This window comes from Streptomyces sp. NPDC050211 (assembly GCF_040656035.1).
In the GTDB taxonomy this organism is placed as follows: domain Bacteria; phylum Actinomycetota; class Actinomycetes; order Streptomycetales; family Streptomycetaceae; genus Streptomyces.
Window position 1 is genome coordinate 1 of the sequence record NZ_JBFALC010000057.1, and the last position, 18,644, is coordinate 18,644.

Consider the following 18,644-nt stretch of genomic DNA (forward strand, 5'->3'; position numbering starts at 1 on the left):
CCGCCCCGGTCGCTGCGCCCCCGCCCTGCGGGCAGCGGCCCCTACCACGACCCCGCGCGTCCCGCGCCTCCCCGGCTCGGAGCGGGCCGGCCGCCGCGCGCCGCGGGGGTCGGCACCCAACCGCTCAGCGGGAGACTCGACTTGTCCGGCCCTCAGGGCACGCAGCTGCGCACGGCGGTCGCGTCGGTGCATCGCATCTGCCCGGAGTTCGCTCCGGTCCAGGTCCTGCGCCGCAGCGGGCGATCCGTCCTCCTCGTGGGGACGACGGGGCGCAGCACGGCCGTCGCGAAGTGTTTACTGGACCACTCCCCAGCGTGGGCCGAGCGCATCCAGCACGAAATAGCCGCATACCGCTCGTTCGTCCGGCACCGCCCGCCCGTGCGGGTGCCCCGGCTGATCGCCGCGGATCCGGACAGCTGCACGCTCGTGATCGAGCGGATGCCGGGGCGGGTGGCGGCCCTCCAGCGGCACCCGGCCGAGGCCCCGCCGCGTGCGGACATCAGAGCGGCACTCGGCGCGATCTGCCGGCTGAACGCCTGGCGGCCGCCGGCGGGCACCTTCGACGCACCGCTGGACTACGCGGCGCGCATCGCCCGGTACCACGAGCTGGGTCTGCTCACCGACCGGGACATGGGCGATCTGCAGAAGCTGGTGCACGGCATCGCGCATACGGCGGGACGGCAGGGCATGGGCCAGTTCTGCCACGGCGACGCGCTGCTGTCGAACATCCTCCTGTCACCGGCCGGTCCAGTGCTGGTGGACTGGGAGCACGCGGGCTGGTATCTGCCCGGGTACGACCTGGCGACGCTGTGGTCGGTCCTCGGGGACGCACCGGTGGCCCGGCGGCAGATCAGCCAGATCGCGCAGTCGGCGGGACCGGCCTCGCGGGACGCCTTCCTGGTGAACCTGATGCTCGTCCTGACGCGTGAGATCCGCACCTATGAGACGGCCGTGCAGCGTTCGATGCACGACACGACCCCGGCGGCACCGGGAGTGGCCCACCCGGGTGCTGCGCCGTCCGGCGAGGAACAGCGGCTGCTGCTCAGGCGGCTGCACGACGACTGCCAGCTGGCCCGACGGGCCGTGCGCGCGGCGGTCGGCACTCGCTGACGGGGACGGCGATCCGCGGTGCGCCCAGGACAGCGGCGTACCGCGGATCTTCGTATGGGCTGCACCACCCCCGCCGCGAAACTCCCTACACCCTACGATTACACGATAAAACGCCTCCCTCTGGGCATGATTGACGGATCGTCGGCAGGCCGGTAGCACAGACGCACATCAGGCCCTGCACGGCTCATCGCACTCGTCCGTCCCAGGAGGCTGTTTTGCGAGGATCCGCCACCGCTCCCGACCGAGGCCGTCGCAGAGCCGCCCAAGCCGTCGCCGCCGCGGCCCTCATCCTGCCGCTCCTCGGCGCGGCACCCTCCGAGACGTCGGCAGACGGGCTCCAGCAAGCGTTCGCCACAGCTTCCGCCGAGTACCACGTGCCGCAGAGCGTGCTGCTCGGCGTCTCCTATCTCCAGTCCCGCTGGGACGCACACGGCGGGGCACCGAGCGTGGCCGGCGGCTACGGCCCGATGCACCTCACCGACGCCCGCACCGCGCTGGCCAAGGCCCCGCACCACAGCGAGGGCACCGAGGACGCCCGCGGCGACAGCGCCCGCAAGCCCCTGCTGCCCAAGACCGAGGTGCCGGCGCGCACCGAACTCCCCGCCCGCCTCACGACGTTGACGAAGGCGGCCGAGCTGACCGGCCTCGCGGCCGAGAAGCTGCGCACGGACCCGGCGGCCAACGTGGCGGGCGGTGCGGCACTTCTGGCCGCGGCCCAGAAGGACCTGGGCGAGCCGCTCAGCGACGATCCGGCGGACTGGTACGGGGCGGTGGCCCGTTTCCCGGCCGCCGACGACAAGGCAACGGCGGCGGCATACGCGAACGACGTGTACGACGTACTCCGCACCGGCGAGCGGCGCACCACGGACACGGGACAGCAGATCACCCTCCCCGCCCGGCCGGGCCTGGCCCCCGAGACCGGGCAGCTGGCCCGGGCGGGGCTGCGGAAGGCCTCGGCCGCGGAGACCGAGTGCCCCACGACGGTGTCCTGCGAGTGGATCCCGGCGCCGTACAAGCAGTTCGGCGAGGGCGACTACGGCAACCACGACCTCGGCGACCGGCCCGCGTCCCAGAGCATCGACTACATCGTCATCCACGACACGGAGGGCGCCTGGGAGGGGGTCCTCAACCTGGTGCAGGACCCGACGTATGTGTCGTGGAACTACAGCCTGCGCTCCACCGACGGCCATATCGCCCAGCACCTCAAGGCCAAGGACGTCGGCTGGCATGCCGGGAACTGGTACATCAACTCCAAGTCGATCGGCCTGGAGCACGAGGGCTTCCTGGCGAACCCGGACGCCTGGTACACGGAGGCGATGTACCGGACGTCGGCCCGTCTGGTGAAGTACCTCGCCGCCAAGTACGGCATCCCGCTGGACCGGCAGCACATCCTCGGCCACGACACCGTGCCCGGCCCGACCACGTCGACGATCCCCGGCATGCACACCGACCCCGGCCCCTACTGGGACTGGCAGCACTACTTCACCCTGCTCGGCCGCCCCTTCGGCACCACCGCGCGAGCCGGCGCGGGCATGGTGACGATCCTGCCCGACTACGCCAACCACCGGCCCGCCTTCACGGGCTGCTCGGCGCAGGGCAAGCCCTGCCCGGCTCACGGCTCCAGCGCGGTCCGCCTGTACTCCCAGCCCGACGAGAACTCCGCCCTGATCAAGGACATCGGTCTGCGTCCCTCGGGAGACGCCTCGACGACCGACGTCAACGACATCGGTTCGCGGGTCTCCACCGGCCAGCAGTACGCGGTCGCGGGCCGGCAGGGCGACTGGACGGCGATCTGGTACCTGGGCCAGAAGGCCTGGTTCAAGAACCCGAAGAAGCAGCCGACGGCGGTGAACGCCTCCGGTGCGGTCGTCACCCCCAGGGCGGGGCTGGCGCAGATTCCCGTGTACGGGCGCGCGTACCCGGAGGCGGAGGCGTATCCGGCGGATGTGCCCGCGCAGGCGGTGTCGCCACTGCCGTACAAACTGCTCGCGGGGCAGAAGTACGTGGTGGGTGACAAGGTGCCCGGCGAGTACTACTACGCGGTCGCCTTCGCGACGGACGCGCACAAGGTGATCGTCGGGAAGGATCTCTACTACGAGATCCAGTTCGGCCACCGGGTGGCGTATGTGCGGGCCGCCGACGTGCGCGAAGAGCCGTCCCGGTAGATCGTCAGCCCTGCTGGAACAGCTCCGCGGGCAGCGGTTTCAGCAGGGCGTACAGGTCGTCGGTGATGGGGCGGTCCCAGGCGGCGATGGTGACCAGGACCTTGTCGCTGCGGTCGAACTGCACGCAGGAGATCCGGCTCTCGGAGAGCTTGAGGCGGCGCACGATCAGCAGGTTGTCGCCCTGCATGACGGGCACGTCCTCGGCGCCGACGACGGTGACGTCCTCCTCGTTCTCCAGCGCGAGCAGCAGCTGGGCCACCTCGAAGGGGATCTCGTCCTCGGCGACCTCACGGGCCGGTGAGCCCTCCGGCAGATTGCCGATGATCATCGCCGGGCCACGGCCGCCGAAGAGGTCGTAGCGCAGGAAGACGCCCTGGCAGGTGCCGTCGGGAGCGGGCAGCAGGCCCGCGCCGAGATTTCCGGGCCAGTCGCCCGGGTCCATGGCCAGTACGTCGAAGTCGGGCCCGGCGGGGGTGGCACTGCGGCGGCGGAGGAACGACATGCGGCCAATGGTACGTGGCCGAGGGGCCGCATATCGATACAGCCCCGCGCCCCTTACGTGGGTCGACGTTCACATTGGGCCCCTCTTTCGGCAGCCCGCCGACAGCAGGCGCCGCCGACGAAGGCGAGCAGGCCGGTTCAGTGGTTCAGTGCCGTCCGAACGCAGACCGGTGAGTTCGGCCAACGCCTCGTCGACGACGGCGAGTTCGCTGTCGCGTTCGAGGGGTCCTGCTGCCCCGCGAGCGGGCACGCACGCCTCGCGCAGACTACTGACCGACCCTGTCCGCGGCCTTCTTGTGCCGGTCGTGATGGCGGGCCACGCGGACCCGGTTGCCGCAGGACGGCGTGCACCACTCATTAGTCCCGACGGAGATTCACTCCTCGCCCGGCGTCGGTGGCACCACCGCGATCGGGCTCGCCGCGTGCAGCAGGACGGCCTGGGTGACGGAGCCCATCATGCGGGCGGGGGCGAGCAGACGGCGTCGGTGGCGGCAGACGACGACCAGCTCGGCGTCCTTGGAGGAGGCGACGAGGTGGCCGGCCGCGTCGCCCGGCGCCACATACGGCTCGGCGTGGACGTCCGGGTGCCGTTTGCGGTGCGGGGCGAGGAAGCCCTCGGCGAGGACGCGGGTCTCATTCTCGACGGCGTCCTGGTCGATCACGGGCGGGACGAGTTCGCCGGGGGTCGCCCAGGTCTGCAGGGGCCACGGATAGGCGGCGACCACCTGGAGTCGGGCGCCACGCAGGGCGGCCTCGGTGAAGGCGAAGTCGAGTGTCGCCTCGTCGGGGCCGTCGACGTGCAGGCCGACGACGACCCGCGGGCCCGGTCCGGCCGGTGCGCCGTCATGGACCTCGCGCTCGGGCCGGGGCACCACGACGACCGGGCATTCGGCGTCGCGGGCGGCGGCCATGCCGTTGGAGCCGAGCAGCAGACTGGCGAAGCCGCCGCGGCCCCGGGAGCCGAGCACCAACAGCTGGGCGGCGGAGCCCAGTTCGGGCAGCACCGCACTCGGGGCGCCCTCCAGCGCCACGTACTCGGCAGTGGTCCGGCCGGCGACGTACGCACGGACCTGGTCGAGCACGGGATCGACATCCGGATCCGGCGGCCCGGCCGCCAGGACCTCGGGCTGGGTCCACATGGCGTACTGCCGCACATGGACGACCCGCAGCGGTGCCTCGCGGCGCCGGGCGGCGTCCAGCGCCCAGTCCAGGGCGCGCAGACTGTCGTCCGAGCCGTCGACCGCGGCGATGACCGGCAGGGTGCTCATGGTTCCTCACCTCCGGAGTGCGACCTGCACCTCCTGGGACCAGCCTCGCTCAGGCATCGGCCCCGGAGGGTGCTCAGGGTCGCGTGTCCGGAAAAACGGGCGGAACACTCTGGGCCCGGTCCCGCCCGCCCCGGCTCAGGTGAGGTCGAATTCGCCCTCCCGCGCACCCGACACGAACGCGCCCCACTCCGCCGGCGTGAAGATCAGGGAAGGGCTCTCCGGGCGGCCGCTGTTGCGCATGGCGATGAAGCCCTCGACAAAGGCGATCTGTACGTCCCCCAGCCCGCGGCTGCTGGAGTGCCACTCGGCGTTGCTGAGGTCCAGCTCCGGCTTGTCCCAGCCCGTGAGCGGGTGGTCCTGGATGGTGCTCTCGGCCACGTCCGTGCTCCTCCCGATTCGTCGTCCGCGGGTCAGCCTAGCGATCGGTACCGAGTGCCAACAGGCCACGTGAGGGGGACCTTTCAGGAGTCGGGCGGCCGCGACCCCACGAGCCACATGGAGAAGAACTGCGATCCGCCGCCGTAGGCGTGCCCGAGCGCCCTGCGAGCCCCCTCCACCTGGTGTTCACCGGCTTGTCCGCGGACCTGGAGGGCCGCCTCCGCGAAGCGGATCATGCCGGAGGCGCCGATGGGATTGGTCGACAGGACGCCGCCCGACATATTGACCGGAAGATCCCCGTCCAGTTCGGTCACCCCGGACTCGGTGAGCTTCCAGCCCTCGCCCTCGGCGGCGAAGCCGAGGTTCTCCAGCCACATGGGCTCGTACCAGGAGAACGGCACGTACATCTCGACGGCGTCGATGTCCCGGCGCGGGTCGGCGATGCCGGCCTGCCGGTAGACATCGGCCGCGCAGTCCTTGCCGGCCTGTGGCGACACCGCGTCCTTGCCCGCGAAGAGCGTCGGTTCGCTGCGCATGGCGCCGCCGTGCATCCAGGCGGGCGGCCGGGGCGCGCGGGCCGCGCCCGCACGGTCGGTGAGGATCATGGCGCAGGCGCCGTCCGAGGACGGGCAGGTCTCCGAGTAGCGGATCGGGTCCCACAGCATGGGCGAGGCCTGGACCTTCTCCAGGGTGATGTCGTGCTCGTGCAGATGCGCGTACGGGTTCTTCAGCGCGTTGCGCCGGTCCTTGTACGCCACGAGCGAGCCGACGGTGTCGGGCGCGCCGCTGCGCCGCATGTACGCGCGCACGTGCGGCGCGAAGAAGCCGCCCGCGCCGGCCAGCAGCGGCTGCTGGAAGGGGATGGGCAGCGACAGGCCCCACATCGCGTTCGACTCGGACTGCTTCTCGAAGGCCAGGGTCAGGACCGTGCCGTGCACTCGCGCGGCGACGAGGTTGGCCGCGACCAGCGCCGTGGACCCGCCGACCGACCCCGCGGTGTGCACACGCAGCATGGGCTTGCCCACGGCGCCGAGCGCGTCGGCGAGGTACAGCTCCGGCATCATGACGCCCTCGAAGAAGTCGGGCGCCTTGCCGATCACGACGGCGTCGACGTCAGCCCACGTCAGCTCCGCGTCGTCGAGCGCCCGCTGCGCGGCCTCCCGCACGAGGCCCGCGATCGACACGTCCCGGCGTGCCGCCACGTGCTTGGTCTGGCCGATGCCTACGACGGCCACGGGCTCCTTGCTCATCGGGGATCCCCTTCGAGTACGGCGACCAGGTTCTGCTGCAGACAGGGGCCGGACGTGGCGTGGGCGAGGGCCCGGTCGGACTCCCCGCGGTGGATGCGGGCCGCGGCCTCACCGACCCGGATCAACCCGGCGGCCATGATCGGGTTGGCGGCCAGGGCGCCGCCGGACGGGTTCACGCGGACGCTCTCGTCGAGGCGGAGCGCCTTGCGCAGGACGACCTCCTGTGAGGTGAAGGGCGCGTGCAGCTCGGCGGTGTCGACGGGGCGTTCGAAGGCGCCCGCCTTCTCGGCGGCCAGGCGCGTGGACGGGGAGTCGGTCAGGTCGCGGACGCCGAGTCCGTGTGCCTCGATCCGGTGGTCGATGCCGCGGATCCAGGCGGGCCTCTCGCACAGCTCCCTGGCCCGGTCTCCGGCCGCGAGGATCACGGCGGCCGCGCCGTCGCCGATGGGCGGGCAGTCACCGGTGCGCAGGGGCCGTACGAGATAGTCCCCGTGCGGTACCGAACCCCTCAGCTGCGCATGGGAGTTGTCGGCGGCGTCCCTTCGGCTGCGGGCGGCGACCCCGGCGAGCGCGGGCTCGTCGGTGTGGCCCGCGTCGATGAGCGCCTGCGCCTGGAGCGCGGCCAGGGCGACGGAGTCCGGCCACAGGGGCGCGAGGTAGTACGGGTCGAGTTGCCGGGTCAGGACGTCGCGGACGGAGCCAGGTGAGGACTTGCCGTACGCGTAGACGAGCGCGGTGTCCGCGTCCCCGGTGAGGAGTTTCGTCCATGCCTCGTACAGCGCCCAGGCGCCGTCCATCTCGACGTGCGACTCGGAGATCGGCGGCCAGGCGCCGACGCCGTCGAGGGCGAGGGTGAAGGAGAAGGCGCGGCCGGCGAGGTAGTCGCTGGATCCGGAGCAGGTGAAGCCGATGTCGGCGGTCTTCAGGCCGGTCCGGTCGAGCACCTGGTGCAGGACCGGCATGAGCATCTCGACCTCGGAGTGCTCGTCGCTGGTGCGCCGGTGGTCGGTCTGGGCGAAGGCGACCAGTGCTATGTCACGCATCACAGGAGCTCCCTGTAGGTGTCGTAGTCCGCGTCGGCCTCGCCGGTCGGCCGGTAGTGATCAGGGAAGCGGCCGCCTTCGGTCCACACCGGTTCCACCCGCAGGCCCATGCGCACCTGGTCGTAGGGGATGCCACCGATCCGGCCGTGCAGCGCGAGGTCGGCGCCGTCGAGGGCGATGTGGGCATAGACGTACGGCACTTCGATGTCGAGGTTCTTGGCCTTGATGTTGACGATGCAGAACGTGGTCACTGTGCCGTGCGGACCCACCTCGACCTGTTCCAATGTGGCCACACCACATGTGGGGCACGCACCCCTCGGCGGGACGTACACCTTGCGGCAGCTCGGGCAGCGCTCGCCGACGTTGCGATGCTCGGACAGGGCGTTGATGTAGGCGGACTGGGCGCGGCCGGGTGAGTAGGTGTAGTCGAGGCGGGCGGGGGCGACGATGCCGGTGACCATGTCCTCGAAGTTCCCGACCTCGCCGCCGCGGCCCGCCGGTTCGGCCGGGTCGTCGCCGTCGTACGGCTCGAAGCAGGCGATGTCCGTGATGGCGCCGGTACGTTCCTCGGCCCAGCGAACCCGGACACGCATACCGGTGCGCACAGCATCGGGACCGGGGGCGTCGAGGGCGTGCAGGAGGGCCGTGTCGGCTCCGTCGAGCCGGACGAGGGCCCAGGCGAAGGGCGTGCCGAGGGGCTGGCCGCGGCGGGGGGCGTGGTTCCAGGCCCAGGTGGTGACCGTGCCGGTGGGGGCGACCTCGACCAGGTCGCGGATCTCCTCGGCGGTGACGGGGTCGTACTCGACGGGCGGGACGAGGGTGCGGCCGTCGGTTGTCTTCACGCCGAGGACGACGCGTTCGCGCAGGCCGGTGAGGAAGGCGCTCTGGACGGGGCTGAGGGAGCGGGTGAAGGGGAACTCGAGGACGAGGGGGGCTTTGAGGACTTCGGGCACGGGGACTCCTCAGACACGCTTGTAGTGGGGCGGTCGCTTCTCCGCGAAGGCGCGGGCGCCCTCCTTGGCGTCGGCGGTGTCGAAGATCGGCCAGCCGCGCTTGAGTTCGGCGGCGAGCCCGTCGGTCTCGGTCATCTCGGCGGTCTCGTACACCGACGCCTTGACGGCCTCGACGGCCAACGGGCCGCAGGCGTTAATCTGTTCGGCGATCTCCAAGGCCTTGGTGAGGGCCGTGCCCTCCGGCACGACGTGACCGATCAGGCCGATGTCGGCGGCCTCCCGAGCGCTGTAGGGGCGGCCGGTGAGCAGCATCTCCAGGGCGTGTGTGCGCGGGATCTGGCGTTGCAGCCGGACCGTCGACCCGCCGATTGGGAACAGCCCGCGCTTGACCTCGAAGAGCCCGAAGGTCGCCGACTCGGCCGCGACGCGGATATCGGTGCCCTGAAGGATCTCAGTGCCGCCCGCGACACAGTGGCCCTCCACGGCGGCGATCACCGGTTTGCGGGGGCGGTGATGCCGCAGCATCGCCTTCCAGTGCAGGTCGGGGTCGGCCTTCAACCGGTCCCGGTACTGCTGCCCCTCCATGCCTTTCCCGGCCAGCGCCTTGAGGTCCATGCCCGCGCAGAACGCGCCGCCCGCGCCGGTCAGCACGATCGAGCGGACCTCGTCGTCCTCGTCGGCCGCGATCCATCCGTCGTACAGCCCGACGAGCATCGGCAGCGAGAGCGCGTTCTTGGCCTCGGGCCTGTTGAGCGTGAGCACCAGTGTGGCGCCTTCCCGCCGTACGGCGAGGTGTTCCGTCCCACCCATCGACCGTCTCCCCTCTCCAGAACGAGAACAGGTTGCAGGAGGCGGGGAAGCACTTCAAGAGTTTTCTGACAGTCAGTCAGATTTATTGTGCGCGGACCCTTCACAGTTGTGCCGCCCTTTGCTCTGATGACCGGCAGCCGGTGTGGAGGGCGAGGTCAGGAGGAGCGGTGGAGTACAACCTTGCCGACCTGTTCGAGTCGGTCGTCGACGTGGTGCCGGACCGTGAGGCGCTGGTGTACATCGACCAGCCCGGCACGGGGGCGGAACGTCGGCTGACGTATGCGCAGTTGGATGCGGCCGCCAATCGCATCGGGCACCATCTGCTCGACAGCGGGATACGTCCCGGCGAGCACCTCGGGCTCCATCTCTACAACGGCGTCGAGTATCTGCAGACGGTACTCGGCTGCCTCAAGGCGCGGATCGTGCCGGTCAACGTCAACTACCGGTATGTGGAAGAGGAGTTGGTCTACCTCTACCGGGACGCCGACCTGGTGGCTCTCGTCTTCGACGCCGAGTTCGCCGACCGGGTGGCGGCGGCGCTGCCGCGGGCGGAGAAGGTGCGGCATCTGGTGCGCGTGGGGGCCGGCAGCACGCTGGGTGTGCCCTTCGGCGAGGCCGAGGCCGCCGGGTCCGCGGAGCGCGGGTTCGCCCAGCGGTCGGGCGACGACCAGTTCATCATCTACACCGGCGGTACGACCGGGATGCCCAAGGGCGTGATGTGGCGGCAGGAGGACCTGTTCTTCTCCGGGCTCGGCGGCGGTGCGCCGACCGGTGAGCCGGTCAAGAAGCCGGAGGAGCTGGCCGAGCGGGTCGCGGCGGGCGGGGACGGGATCACCTTCTTCCCCACTCCCCCGCTCATGCACGGCACGTCCACGCTGACGGCGTTCATCGGCTTCAACTTCGGCCAACGGGTCGTACTGCACCGCAAGTTCGCGCCCGAGGAGGTGCTGCGCACCATCGAACGGGAGAAGGTCACCAGCGTGTCGCTGGTCGGCGACGCGATGCTGCGGCCGCTCATCGACGCCCTGAACGGCCCCATGAAGGGCACCGACTGCTCGTCGATGTTCAGCGTGTCGTCGTCGGGAGCGATCATGTCGGACACGGTGCGGCGGCAGTTCCAGGCACTCGTCCCGAATGTGATGCTGCTCAACAACTTCGGCTCCTCCGAGTCCGGCTTCAACGGCACGGCGACGGAGGACTCCGGCCCCGAACGCGGCTTCCGCATCCGCGTCAACTCCCGCACGCAGGTGGTCGACCCGGCCACCCATGAGCCGGTCGCCGTCGGCGAGATCGGCCGCGTCGCCCAGTGCGGCCACGTCCCGCTCGGCTACTACAACGACCCGGCGAAAACCGCCGAGACCTTCTTCGAGAAGGACGGCGAGCGATGGGTACTGCTCGGCGACATGGCCACCGTCGACGAGGAGGGCGTCGTCACGGTCCTCGGCCGCGGCTCGCAGTGCATCAACACCGGGGGCGAGAAGGTGTACCCGGAGGAGGTCGAGCAGGCGCTCAAGTCCCATCCGGACGTGTACGACGCACTGGTGGCCGGGGTGCCGGACGTGAAGTGGGGTCATCACGTCGCGGCAGTGGTGCAGCTGCGCGAGGGTGCGCCGGCGCCGTCCCTCGACGACATCCAGACGCACTGCCGTTCCCATCTGGCCGGCTACAAGATCCCACGCCAGCTGGTGCTCACGGATGCGATCCGGCGGTCGCCGAGTGGCAAGGCGGACTACCGGTGGGCGCGGGACGTGGCGGTGGCGGCGAACCGGTGACCCGGTGATCCGGTGGGGGCGGAACCTGCGATTCCGTGGGTTGCTCGCTTGAACAGCAGGTGACGTGCGACCGTATTGATGGTGGCGGAACGGGTTTCGATCGGATCCGGTCCGCCGCACCATCGCGGTTTCGCACGGAAGGACCTTTGTGTCTCAGCACGTCACTCGTTCTCGTCAGCTGCCGGACGCCGAAGACGGGACGGCTGAGACCGGGACGACAGACGCCCTCATTGATACGACGGACGCCCCCGCTGATACGACGGACGCCCCCGCTGAGGGGAAAGGTGGCTGGTTCGGCTGGCGCCGGAAGTACCCCCGTACGGCCCACGGCGTGACCGTGGGCACCACGGTCCTGGCCGGTGTCCTCGTCCTCTTCGCCCTGCTCATGCCCAACCGGCTCGAACGCCTGAACCCCAGCGCGTTCCTGCGCATCCCCGCCGAGGGCGTCCTGCTCGCCGGGCTGCTGCTGGCGCTGCCGCCCAGGCCCCGGCGGATCATGGCGGTCGTCTCCGGCGTGTTCCTGGGTCTGCTCACCATCCTGAAGTTCGTCGACATGGGCTTCTACCAAGTGCTGGCCCGCCCCTTCGACCTGGTCCTGGACTGGATCCTGCTCGACGACGCGACGGACTTCCTGCGCGAGTCGTTCGGCCGCACCGGCCAGGTGCTCGCCGTGGTCGCGGTGATCGTCCTGTTCGCCGCCGTGCTGGTGCTGACCACGCTCGCGATGGTGCGGCTGACGAACCTGATGGTCCGCCACCGTCCCGCCGCCGCCCGTACCACCCTGGTCCTCGGCACCGCGTGGATCACCTGCGTCACCCTGAGCGTGCAGGTCGCCGGCACCCAGGTCGCCACCAAGGGCAACGCCGAGTTCCTCGGCAACCGGGTGGAACAGGTGCGCGCGGGCCTGCGGGACGCCCGGGTCTTCCAGCAGCAGGCCGCCGTCGACGCGTTCGCGAAGACTCCGCCGGACCAGCTGCTCACCGGTCTGCGCGGCAAGGACGTCCTGTTCACGTTCATCGAGAGCTACGGACGGGTCGCCATCGACGACCCGGCGATGGCACCGCAGATCGACGCGGTCCTGAAGGAAGGCACCCGCTCCCTCGACGCGGCCGGATTCGCGTCGCGCAGCGCCTGGCTCAGGTCCCCCATCACCGGGGCCGGCAGCTGGCTGGCCCACTCGACCTTCCTGTCCGGACTGTGGATCAAGAACCAGCAACGCTACCGGAGCCTGACCACCAGCGACCGCATGACCCTCACCAACTACTTCGGCAAGACCGGCGCCTGGCGCACGGTCGGCGTCGTGCCCGGGGTGCGGCGGGCCTGGCCGGAGGGGAAGTTCTTCGGCCTCGACCACATCTACGACTCCGAGCACCTCGGCTACCACGGCCCCTACTTCAGCTGGACGCCCGTGCCGGACCAGTTCAGCATGGAGGCCTTCGAACGCCTGGAGCACGGCCGCAAAAACCGGCAGCCGATCATGGCGGAGATCATCCTGGCCTCCAGCCACAACCCCTGGGCCCCCGTCGCCCGCATGATCGACTGGAACGACCTCGGCGACGGCTCGGTCTTCCACGAGATCAAGAAGGACGGCAAGGACCCCAAAGAGGTCTGGAAGAACCCGGAGAGCGTACGCACCGAGTACCGTCGCGCCATCGAGTACTCCCTGCGCAGCACGACCGAATGGGTCGAGCGCTACGGCGACGAGAACACGGTCCTCGTCTTCCTCGGCGACCACCAGCCCGTCCCGACGGTCACCGCGGGCGACCGGAGCAAGGACGTGCCGATCACCATCGTCGCCCGTGACAAGAAGGTCCTCGACAGGATCGCGGACTGGGGCTGGACGGACGGCCTCAAGCCCGCCCCGGACGGGCCGCGCTGGGGGATGGACGCCTTCCGCGACCGCTTCATGACGGCGTACGGGCCGCAGAACTCCGGGTGACGACGCCCTCAGCGTCGAGGAACGCCTCCACCGCCGCGAGGAACTCCGCCGGCCGGGTCTCATGCACCAGATGTCCCGCATCGATGGTCACGAGCCGGGCGTCGGGGATCAGTCCGGCGAGCGCGGAGATCTGCTCCTGCGGGATCAGGCTGGTGGGGCCACCCCCGATGAGCAGCGTGGGCATGGTGATCCGCCCCATGTGGTCCCACCACACTGGATCGGGCGCGTTGCGCTGTTCGTCGGTGGCCCGCACCATGGCCCAGTCGAACGGCAGCTCACCATCGGGCCGTTCGGCGCGCGGCCGGGGCGGGTCGAGCGGGATCGGCGCGGGCACGTCCTCCAGGACGAGACGCCGTACGACGTCGGGTTCCGTCTGCGCCAGCAGGTAGGCGACGGCGCCACCGAGCGAATGGCCCACCACATCGACGCGGTCGATGCCGAGGGCGGCGAGGAAGGCGCGTATGTCGTCACGCATCGTCGCGTAGGCGTACACGTCCGCACCCGCCCCCGGCTCCGTACCCGGCCACTCGCTGCGCCCGTGCCCCCGCAGATCCGGGGCATAGACCCGGCGCGGACCGGCCCCCAGCCGCCCGGCGACCGGCGCCCAGTCCGCCCCGTCAGCACCGCGGCAGTGCAGCAGCAGAACGGGCGGCGCCTGTTCCGGACCCCAGGCGCGGTAGGCGAGGGTGATGCCGTTGGCTTTGACGGTGCGCAACTCGATATCCATGCCCGGCACGCTAACCGGCGGAGCACCGCCCTCTCCCCCTGCTCTGCCCACAGCCGAGCCGCCCCGGGCGACGCATCCAGGAGAAATCGGCGGCACAGCTCTTGCCTGAGGTCGGATGGCCTGGGTTACTGATCCGGAGCGGCTCGACCGAATGATCGGTCGTCCGGATTGATGCGGTTGTGTGAGGGAGAGCGCACATGGCGGATGCGGTGGAGGACCTGCTGGACTCGGGGGAACGGCTCGACGCGGAGGCGTTGCGGGCGCTGCAGTTGGAGCGGCTGCAAGCCTCGCTGCGGCATGCCTACGCCCGCGTGCCCTTCTACCGGGAGTCCTTCGACAAGGCGGGCGTCTATCCGGACGACTGCCGTTCCCTCACCGACCTGGCGCACTTCCCCTTCACCACCAAGGCGGACCTGCGGGAGAACTACCCGTACGGGATGTTCGCCGTGCCCCGGGACCGTGTCCGCCGCATCCACGCCTCCAGCGGCACCACCGGACGCCCCACGGTGGTCGGCTACACGGACAACGACCTGTCCCTGTGGTCCGACATGGTGGCCCGGTCGATCCGGGCGGCGGGCGGGCGGCCCGGCGACATCGCACATGTGGCGTACGGCTATGGGCTGTTCACGGGTGGCCTCGGCGCCCACTATGGCGCCGAGCGACTCGGCTGTACGGTCATCCCCGCGTCCGGCGGCATGACGGCCCGCCAGGTCCAGCTGATCCAGGATCTCAAGCCCGGGATCATCATGGTGACGCCGTCGTACATGCTCACGATCCTGGACGAGTTCGAGCGGCAGGGCGTGGATCCGCGCGGCACCTCCCTGCGCGTGGGCATCTTCGGTGCCGAGCCCTGGACCGAGCAGATGCGCCGGGAGATCGAGGGGCGATTCGCGATCGACGCCGTCGACATATACGGACTGTCCGAGGTGATCGGGCCGGGTGTCGCCCAGGAGTGTGTGGAGACGAAGGACGGGCTGCACATCTGGGAGGACCATTTCTTCCCCGAGGTCGTGGATCCGATCACCGGTGAGGTGCTGCCGGAGGGCGAGGAAGGGGAGCTGGTCTTCACCTCGCTCACCAAGGAGGCCATGCCCGTCGTCCGGTATCGGACCCGGGACCTGACCCGGTTGCTGCCGGGGACCGCCCGGGTGTTCCGGCGGATGGAGAAGATCACGGGCCGCAGTGACGACATGGTGATCCTGCGCGGCGTCAATCTCTTCCCGACGCAGATCGAGGAGATCGTGCTGCGCACGCCGGGCGTCGCGCCCCATTTCCAGCTCCGCCTCACTCGCGAGGGCCGCCTCGACGCCCTCACGGTGCGCGCGGAGGCCCGCGCCGACGCCTCCCCCGAGACCCGGGAGGCCGCCGCGCAGGCCATAGCGGCGGCCGTCAAGGACGGCATCGGAGTCTCGGTCGCCGTCGAGATCGTGGACCCGGAGTCGCTGGAGCGGTCCGTGGGCAAGATCCGGCGGATCGTGGACCTGCGCGCCACGTAGGCGGTTCATCGGCGACGCGTGAACCCCGCGCTCTGCCTACAACTCTCGTACGCGCCAACACCGTTGACGCTCCGTCTGCCCGTCACTAGCTTCTGAGAGCGCTCTCACATCCACCACCGCTTCCTTGCAGGGAGACCCCATGACTCCCGTACGAAGACTCCGGACACCGAGACCCCGCACCCTCAGACGCCCGGCCGCGGCACTCGCCCTGACCCTACTCGCGGCGCTCGCCCCGCAATCAGCGTCCGCCGCCGACCCCGCCGTCACCGCGACCATCTGCAACAAGTACTGCGACGCCCGCGACCCCGCCCTCTCCCCCGGCGACCGGACCCCGGTCACGGCGAGCATCCACGGGCGGTCGATCGCCCTCCACTTCGACGACGCCGACGCGATGGGCTGGGCGTCCATCGGCAACGGCAACCCCGGCGACGAGGTGTGGCTGGACCGCTCCTTCGACGGCGGCCGCACCTGGAGCTCCGGAAGCAGGCTCGGCAACACCGCCGTCCCCGCGGGACAGCGCGGCTGGCGCACGCTCATGTACAACGTGGACGACTGGAACAACCATGGCGTCGGCGCCCTGCGTGCCTGCGGCAAGGCCGGGGACCGCGCCGAGATCGCCTGCACCCCATGGGCCCGCACCACATGGAACGCCGGCAATCGGCGTACCGCGGCGGCCACCGGCCTGATGACGTTCTACAACTACTCGACCGGCCTGTTCGACACCACCGGCTGGTGGAACTCGGCCAACGCGCTGAACGCCGTGATCGACAACATCCGCGTGTCGGGCATGCGCAGTTACTCGTACGCGATCTCCCGCACGTACGACCTCAACCTCAACGCCCAAGGCGGCCAGTTCCGCAACGAGTACATCGACGACACCGGCTGGTGGGGGCTCGCCTGGATCGCCGCGTACGACCTGACCGGCGACAGCCGCTACCTGAACACCGCCCGCGCCGACGCCGATCACATGGCGGCGTACTGGGACGGCACCTGCGGTGGCGGGGTGTGGTGGAGCACGGCGAGGACGTACAAGAACGCCATCGCCAACTCCCTCTACATCCAGCTCAGCGCCGCCCTGCACAACCGCATCCCGGGCGACACGACGTATCTGAACCGGGCCCGCGCAGGCTGGTCCTGGTTCCAGGGCACCGGCATGGTCAACGGCTCGAACCTGGTGAACGACGGCATCGACCTGTCCACCTGCCGCAACAACGGCCAGCCGGTCTGGTCGTACAACCAGGGCGTCCTGCTGGGCGCCCTCACCGAGTTGCACCGGGCGACGGGCGACGGCGCACTGCTCACCCGGGCACGGCAGATCGCCAACGCCGCGACCACGGCCTCCTCGCTCCACACCGCCGACGGAATCCTCCGCGACCCGTGCGAGGGGGGCGACTGCGGCGGAGACGGGCCGTCGTTCAAGGGCGCGCACGTGCGCGGTCTGGGCAAGCTCAACGCGGCGCTGCCGGACCGTCCCTACACGGCCTATCTGCAACGCCAGGCGGACCGCGCCTACGCGAGCGACCGCAACGCCCTCGACCAGTACGGGCTGCGCTGGTACGGCCCGGTCGACAAGCTGGACGCGGCGCGGCAGCAGAGCGCCCTCGACCTGCTCAACGCGGCGCCGTGATGCGGACGTTCAGCTGATGCCCGACAACGTTGTCCGCGCAGGGTCCGGCCCCTGCGCGGACAGCGTTCTGCCAGAGTCAGACTCCGGTTCCGCCGAACCGGTCCCTCAGCTCCCGCTTCAGGATCTTCCCGCTCGCGTTGCGCGGCAGCTCGTCCACGAACAGGACCCGCTTGGGGACCTTGAAGTGGGGGAGCTTGTCGCGGGCGTGTGCGATCAGGTCCTCCTCCGTGGTCTCACCGCGGCGGACGACGACGGCAGTGACGGCCTCGATCCAGCGGTCGTCGGGCAGGCCGATCACCGCCACCTCGGCGACCGCCTCGTGGGTGTAGAGCGCGTCCTCGACCTGCCGTGAAGCGACCAGCACGCCGCCGGAGTTGATGACGTCCTTCACCCGGTCGACGATGGTGAAGTAGCCGTGGGCGTCCCGCACGGCGAGGTCGCCGGAGTGGAACCAGCCGTCGCGGAAGGCGTCGGCGGCCTCCTCGGGCTTGTCCCAGTAGCCCTCGCACAACTGCGGGGAGCGGTAGACGATTTCGCCGGGTGTTCCGTCGGGGACGTCCTTGCCGTCCTCGTCGACCACGCGGGCGTCGACGAACAGCACGGGGCGGCCGCAGGAGTCCATCCGGCCCTTGTGCTCGTGGGGTCCGAGGACGGTGGCCAGGGGGCCGATCTCGCTCTGGCCGAAGCAGTTGTAGAACGCCAGCTTCGGCAGCCGCTCACGCAGCCGTTCCAGCACGGGCACCGGCATGATCGACGCCCCGTAGTACGCCTTCCGCAGCCCGCCGAGGTCACGTCGGTCGAAGTCCGGGCGGTTGGCGAGGCCGATCCACACGGTGGGCGGCGCGAACAGGCTGTCCACGCGGCCCGCTTCGATCAGGTCGAACAGCCGGTCGCCGTCGGGCGCGTCGAGGATGATGTTCGTCGCGCCGGCCGCGAGGTACGGCAGCAGGAACACGTGCATCTGTGCCGAGTGATACAGCGGCAGCGAGTGCACGGGACGGTCGCCGGCGCTGAGGTCGAGGGCTGTGATCGCGCTGAGGTACTCGTGCACCAGCGCCCGGTGCGTCATCATCGCGCCCTTGGGCAGGGCCGTGGTGCCGGAGGTGTAGAGCAGCTGCACCAGGTCCTCGGAGCGCGGCTCCGGGCCGTCGTACGCGGGAGCCTGTGCCAGCCGCGCGAGCAGCGAGTCGTCGGCGTCGCGCAGGGGCACCGTACGGACCCCATCGGGGAGCCGGTCCGACAGGTCGGGGTCGGCGAGCACCAGCGCGCTGCCGGACTGGCCGACGATGTACGCGAGGTCGTCGCCGGTCAGGTTCTGGTTGACCGGTACGTGCACCAGGCCCGCCCGGGCGCAGGCCAGGAAGCCGATGAGGTAGGCGTCGGAGTTGTGGCCGTAGGCGCCGACCCGGTCGCCGGGGGCGAGTCCCTGGCCGCGCAGGACGCTCGCGGCCCGTGAGACAGCCCCGTCGAGTTCCTCGTACGTCCAGGCGCGGTCGCCGTACTCGACCGCGACGCGCGCCGGAGTGCGCCGGGCGCTGCGCCGCAGGATCCCGTCAACCGTACTGCCGTGTCCAGGCGTCATGACACGTGATCCTGGTTGTGCCG

The 18,644-nt window shown here is 70.6% G+C and carries 16 protein-coding genes; 6 read left to right on the plus strand and 10 right to left on the minus strand.

Annotation, left to right across the window (positions count from 1 at the left end):
- Together AB0I98_RS38050 and AB0I98_RS38055 are read left to right on the plus strand one after the other, a co-directional pair.
- On the plus strand, positions 1 to 1,110 hold a 1,110-nt coding region (locus tag AB0I98_RS38050; protein WP_362949893.1), incomplete at its 5' end, for an aminoglycoside phosphotransferase family protein.
- Positions 1,111 to 1,325: 215 nt separating this feature from the next.
- Entirely contained in the window at positions 1,326 to 3,275 is a 1,950-nt protein-coding gene (locus AB0I98_RS38055; RefSeq protein WP_362949894.1) for a peptidoglycan recognition family protein, read from the plus strand.
- A 4-nt stretch (positions 3,276 to 3,279) separates the two neighbouring features.
- On the opposite strand, the gene AB0I98_RS38060 is transcribed toward AB0I98_RS38055, so the two are convergent.
- The 8 genes from AB0I98_RS38060 to AB0I98_RS38095 all read right to left on the minus strand — a co-directional run bounded on the left by AB0I98_RS38060 (position 3,280) and on the right by AB0I98_RS38095 (position 9,478).
- Complete coding sequence (locus AB0I98_RS38060; RefSeq protein WP_301977501.1) at positions 3,280 to 3,777, minus strand: hypothetical protein; 498 nt, start codon at positions 3,775 to 3,777, stop codon at positions 3,280 to 3,282.
- A gap of 265 nt (positions 3,778 to 4,042) precedes the next feature.
- Complete coding sequence (locus tag AB0I98_RS38065) at positions 4,043 to 4,150, minus strand: CGNR zinc finger domain-containing protein (protein ID WP_362949970.1); 108 nt, start codon at positions 4,148 to 4,150, stop codon at positions 4,043 to 4,045.
- Positions 4,151 to 5,044, minus strand: a complete 894-nt coding sequence (locus tag AB0I98_RS38070; RefSeq protein ID WP_362949896.1) for a universal stress protein — start codon at positions 5,042 to 5,044, stop codon at positions 4,151 to 4,153.
- 135 nt (positions 5,045 to 5,179) lie between these two features.
- On the minus strand, positions 5,180 to 5,422 hold the full coding sequence (locus AB0I98_RS38075; RefSeq protein WP_155059979.1) for a DUF397 domain-containing protein: 243 nt from the start codon (positions 5,420 to 5,422) through the stop codon (positions 5,180 to 5,182).
- An 83-nt stretch (positions 5,423 to 5,505) separates the two neighbouring features.
- The gene (locus AB0I98_RS38080; protein WP_362949897.1) at positions 5,506 to 6,672 is read right to left on the minus strand and encodes a thiolase domain-containing protein; all 1,167 of its coding nucleotides are present in this window, start codon (positions 6,670 to 6,672) and stop codon (positions 5,506 to 5,508) included.
- Positions 6,669 to 7,715 carry a thiolase domain-containing protein gene (locus tag AB0I98_RS38085; protein ID WP_362949899.1) on the minus strand — a complete coding sequence of 349 codons (1,047 nt, stop codon included), beginning with the start codon at positions 7,713 to 7,715 and terminating at the stop codon, positions 6,669 to 6,671. The genes AB0I98_RS38080 and AB0I98_RS38085 overlap by 4 nt, the downstream gene beginning before the upstream one ends.
- A complete protein-coding gene (locus AB0I98_RS38090) occupies positions 7,715 to 8,668 on the minus strand; it encodes an OB-fold domain-containing protein (protein ID WP_362949900.1) in 954 nt (317 codons plus the stop codon). The genes AB0I98_RS38085 and AB0I98_RS38090 overlap by 1 nt, the downstream gene beginning before the upstream one ends.
- Before the next feature lie 9 nt (positions 8,669 to 8,677).
- Positions 8,678 to 9,478 carry a crotonase/enoyl-CoA hydratase family protein gene (locus tag AB0I98_RS38095; RefSeq protein ID WP_362949901.1) on the minus strand — a complete coding sequence of 267 codons (801 nt, stop codon included), beginning with the start codon at positions 9,476 to 9,478 and terminating at the stop codon, positions 8,678 to 8,680.
- Positions 9,479 to 9,645: 167 nt separating this feature from the next.
- Between AB0I98_RS38095 and AB0I98_RS38100 the strand changes: the two genes are divergently transcribed.
- Together AB0I98_RS38100 and AB0I98_RS38105 are read left to right on the plus strand one after the other, a co-directional pair.
- On the plus strand, positions 9,646 to 11,250 hold the full coding sequence (locus tag AB0I98_RS38100) for an acyl-CoA synthetase (protein ID WP_362949903.1): 1,605 nt from the start codon (positions 9,646 to 9,648) through the stop codon (positions 11,248 to 11,250).
- 229 nt (positions 11,251 to 11,479) lie between these two features.
- Positions 11,480 to 13,189 carry a sulfatase gene (locus tag AB0I98_RS38105; RefSeq protein WP_362949971.1) on the plus strand — a complete coding sequence of 570 codons (1,710 nt, stop codon included), beginning with the start codon at positions 11,480 to 11,482 and terminating at the stop codon, positions 13,187 to 13,189.
- Here the strand turns inward: AB0I98_RS38105 and AB0I98_RS38110 are convergent.
- On the minus strand, positions 13,155 to 13,916 hold the full coding sequence (locus AB0I98_RS38110) for an alpha/beta hydrolase (RefSeq protein ID WP_362949905.1): 762 nt from the start codon (positions 13,914 to 13,916) through the stop codon (positions 13,155 to 13,157). The genes AB0I98_RS38105 and AB0I98_RS38110 overlap by 35 nt on opposite strands.
- Positions 13,917 to 14,113: 197 nt before the next feature.
- Here AB0I98_RS38110 and paaK point away from each other — a divergent pair, with 197 nt between their 5' ends.
- Together paaK and AB0I98_RS38120 are read left to right on the plus strand one after the other, a co-directional pair.
- Positions 14,114 to 15,412, plus strand: coding sequence for a phenylacetate--CoA ligase PaaK (gene paaK, locus AB0I98_RS38115; RefSeq protein ID WP_362949906.1), 1,299 nt, complete (start codon positions 14,114 to 14,116; stop codon positions 15,410 to 15,412).
- Positions 15,413 to 15,551: 139 nt separating this feature from the next.
- Positions 15,552 to 17,039 carry a glycoside hydrolase family 76 protein gene (locus AB0I98_RS38120; protein ID WP_362949907.1) on the plus strand — a complete coding sequence of 496 codons (1,488 nt, stop codon included), beginning with the start codon at positions 15,552 to 15,554 and terminating at the stop codon, positions 17,037 to 17,039.
- Positions 17,040 to 17,115: 76 nt separating this feature from the next.
- Here the strand turns inward: AB0I98_RS38120 and AB0I98_RS38125 are convergent, their stop codons facing one another.
- Entirely contained in the window at positions 17,116 to 18,621 is a 1,506-nt protein-coding gene (locus AB0I98_RS38125) for an acyl-CoA synthetase (RefSeq protein ID WP_362949908.1), read from the minus strand.
- Between the last annotated feature and the right edge of the window lie 23 nt (positions 18,622 to 18,644).

Coding starts and splice junctions, on each gene's coding strand:
- AB0I98_RS38060 (WP_301977501.1), bottom strand. CDS start 3,777: ATGTCGTTCCTCCGCCGCCGCAGTGCCACCCCCGCCGGGCCCGACTTC.
- AB0I98_RS38070 (WP_362949896.1), bottom strand. CDS start 5,044: ATGAGCACCCTGCCGGTCATCGCCGCGGTCGACGGCTCGGACGACAGT.
- AB0I98_RS38080 (WP_362949897.1), bottom strand. CDS start 6,672: ATGAGCAAGGAGCCCGTGGCCGTCGTAGGCATCGGCCAGACCAAGCAC.
- AB0I98_RS38085 (WP_362949899.1), bottom strand. CDS start 7,715: ATGCGTGACATAGCACTGGTCGCCTTCGCCCAGACCGACCACCGGCGC.
- AB0I98_RS38095 (WP_362949901.1), bottom strand. CDS start 9,478: ATGGGTGGGACGGAACACCTCGCCGTACGGCGGGAAGGCGCCACACTG.
- AB0I98_RS38110 (WP_362949905.1), bottom strand. CDS start 13,916: ATGGATATCGAGTTGCGCACCGTCAAAGCCAACGGCATCACCCTCGCC.
- paaK (WP_362949906.1), top strand. CDS start 14,114: ATGGCGGATGCGGTGGAGGACCTGCTGGACTCGGGGGAACGGCTCGAC.
- AB0I98_RS38120 (WP_362949907.1), top strand. CDS start 15,552: ATGACTCCCGTACGAAGACTCCGGACACCGAGACCCCGCACCCTCAGA.
- AB0I98_RS38125 (WP_362949908.1), bottom strand. CDS start 18,621: ATGACGCCTGGACACGGCAGTACGGTTGACGGGATCCTGCGGCGCAGC.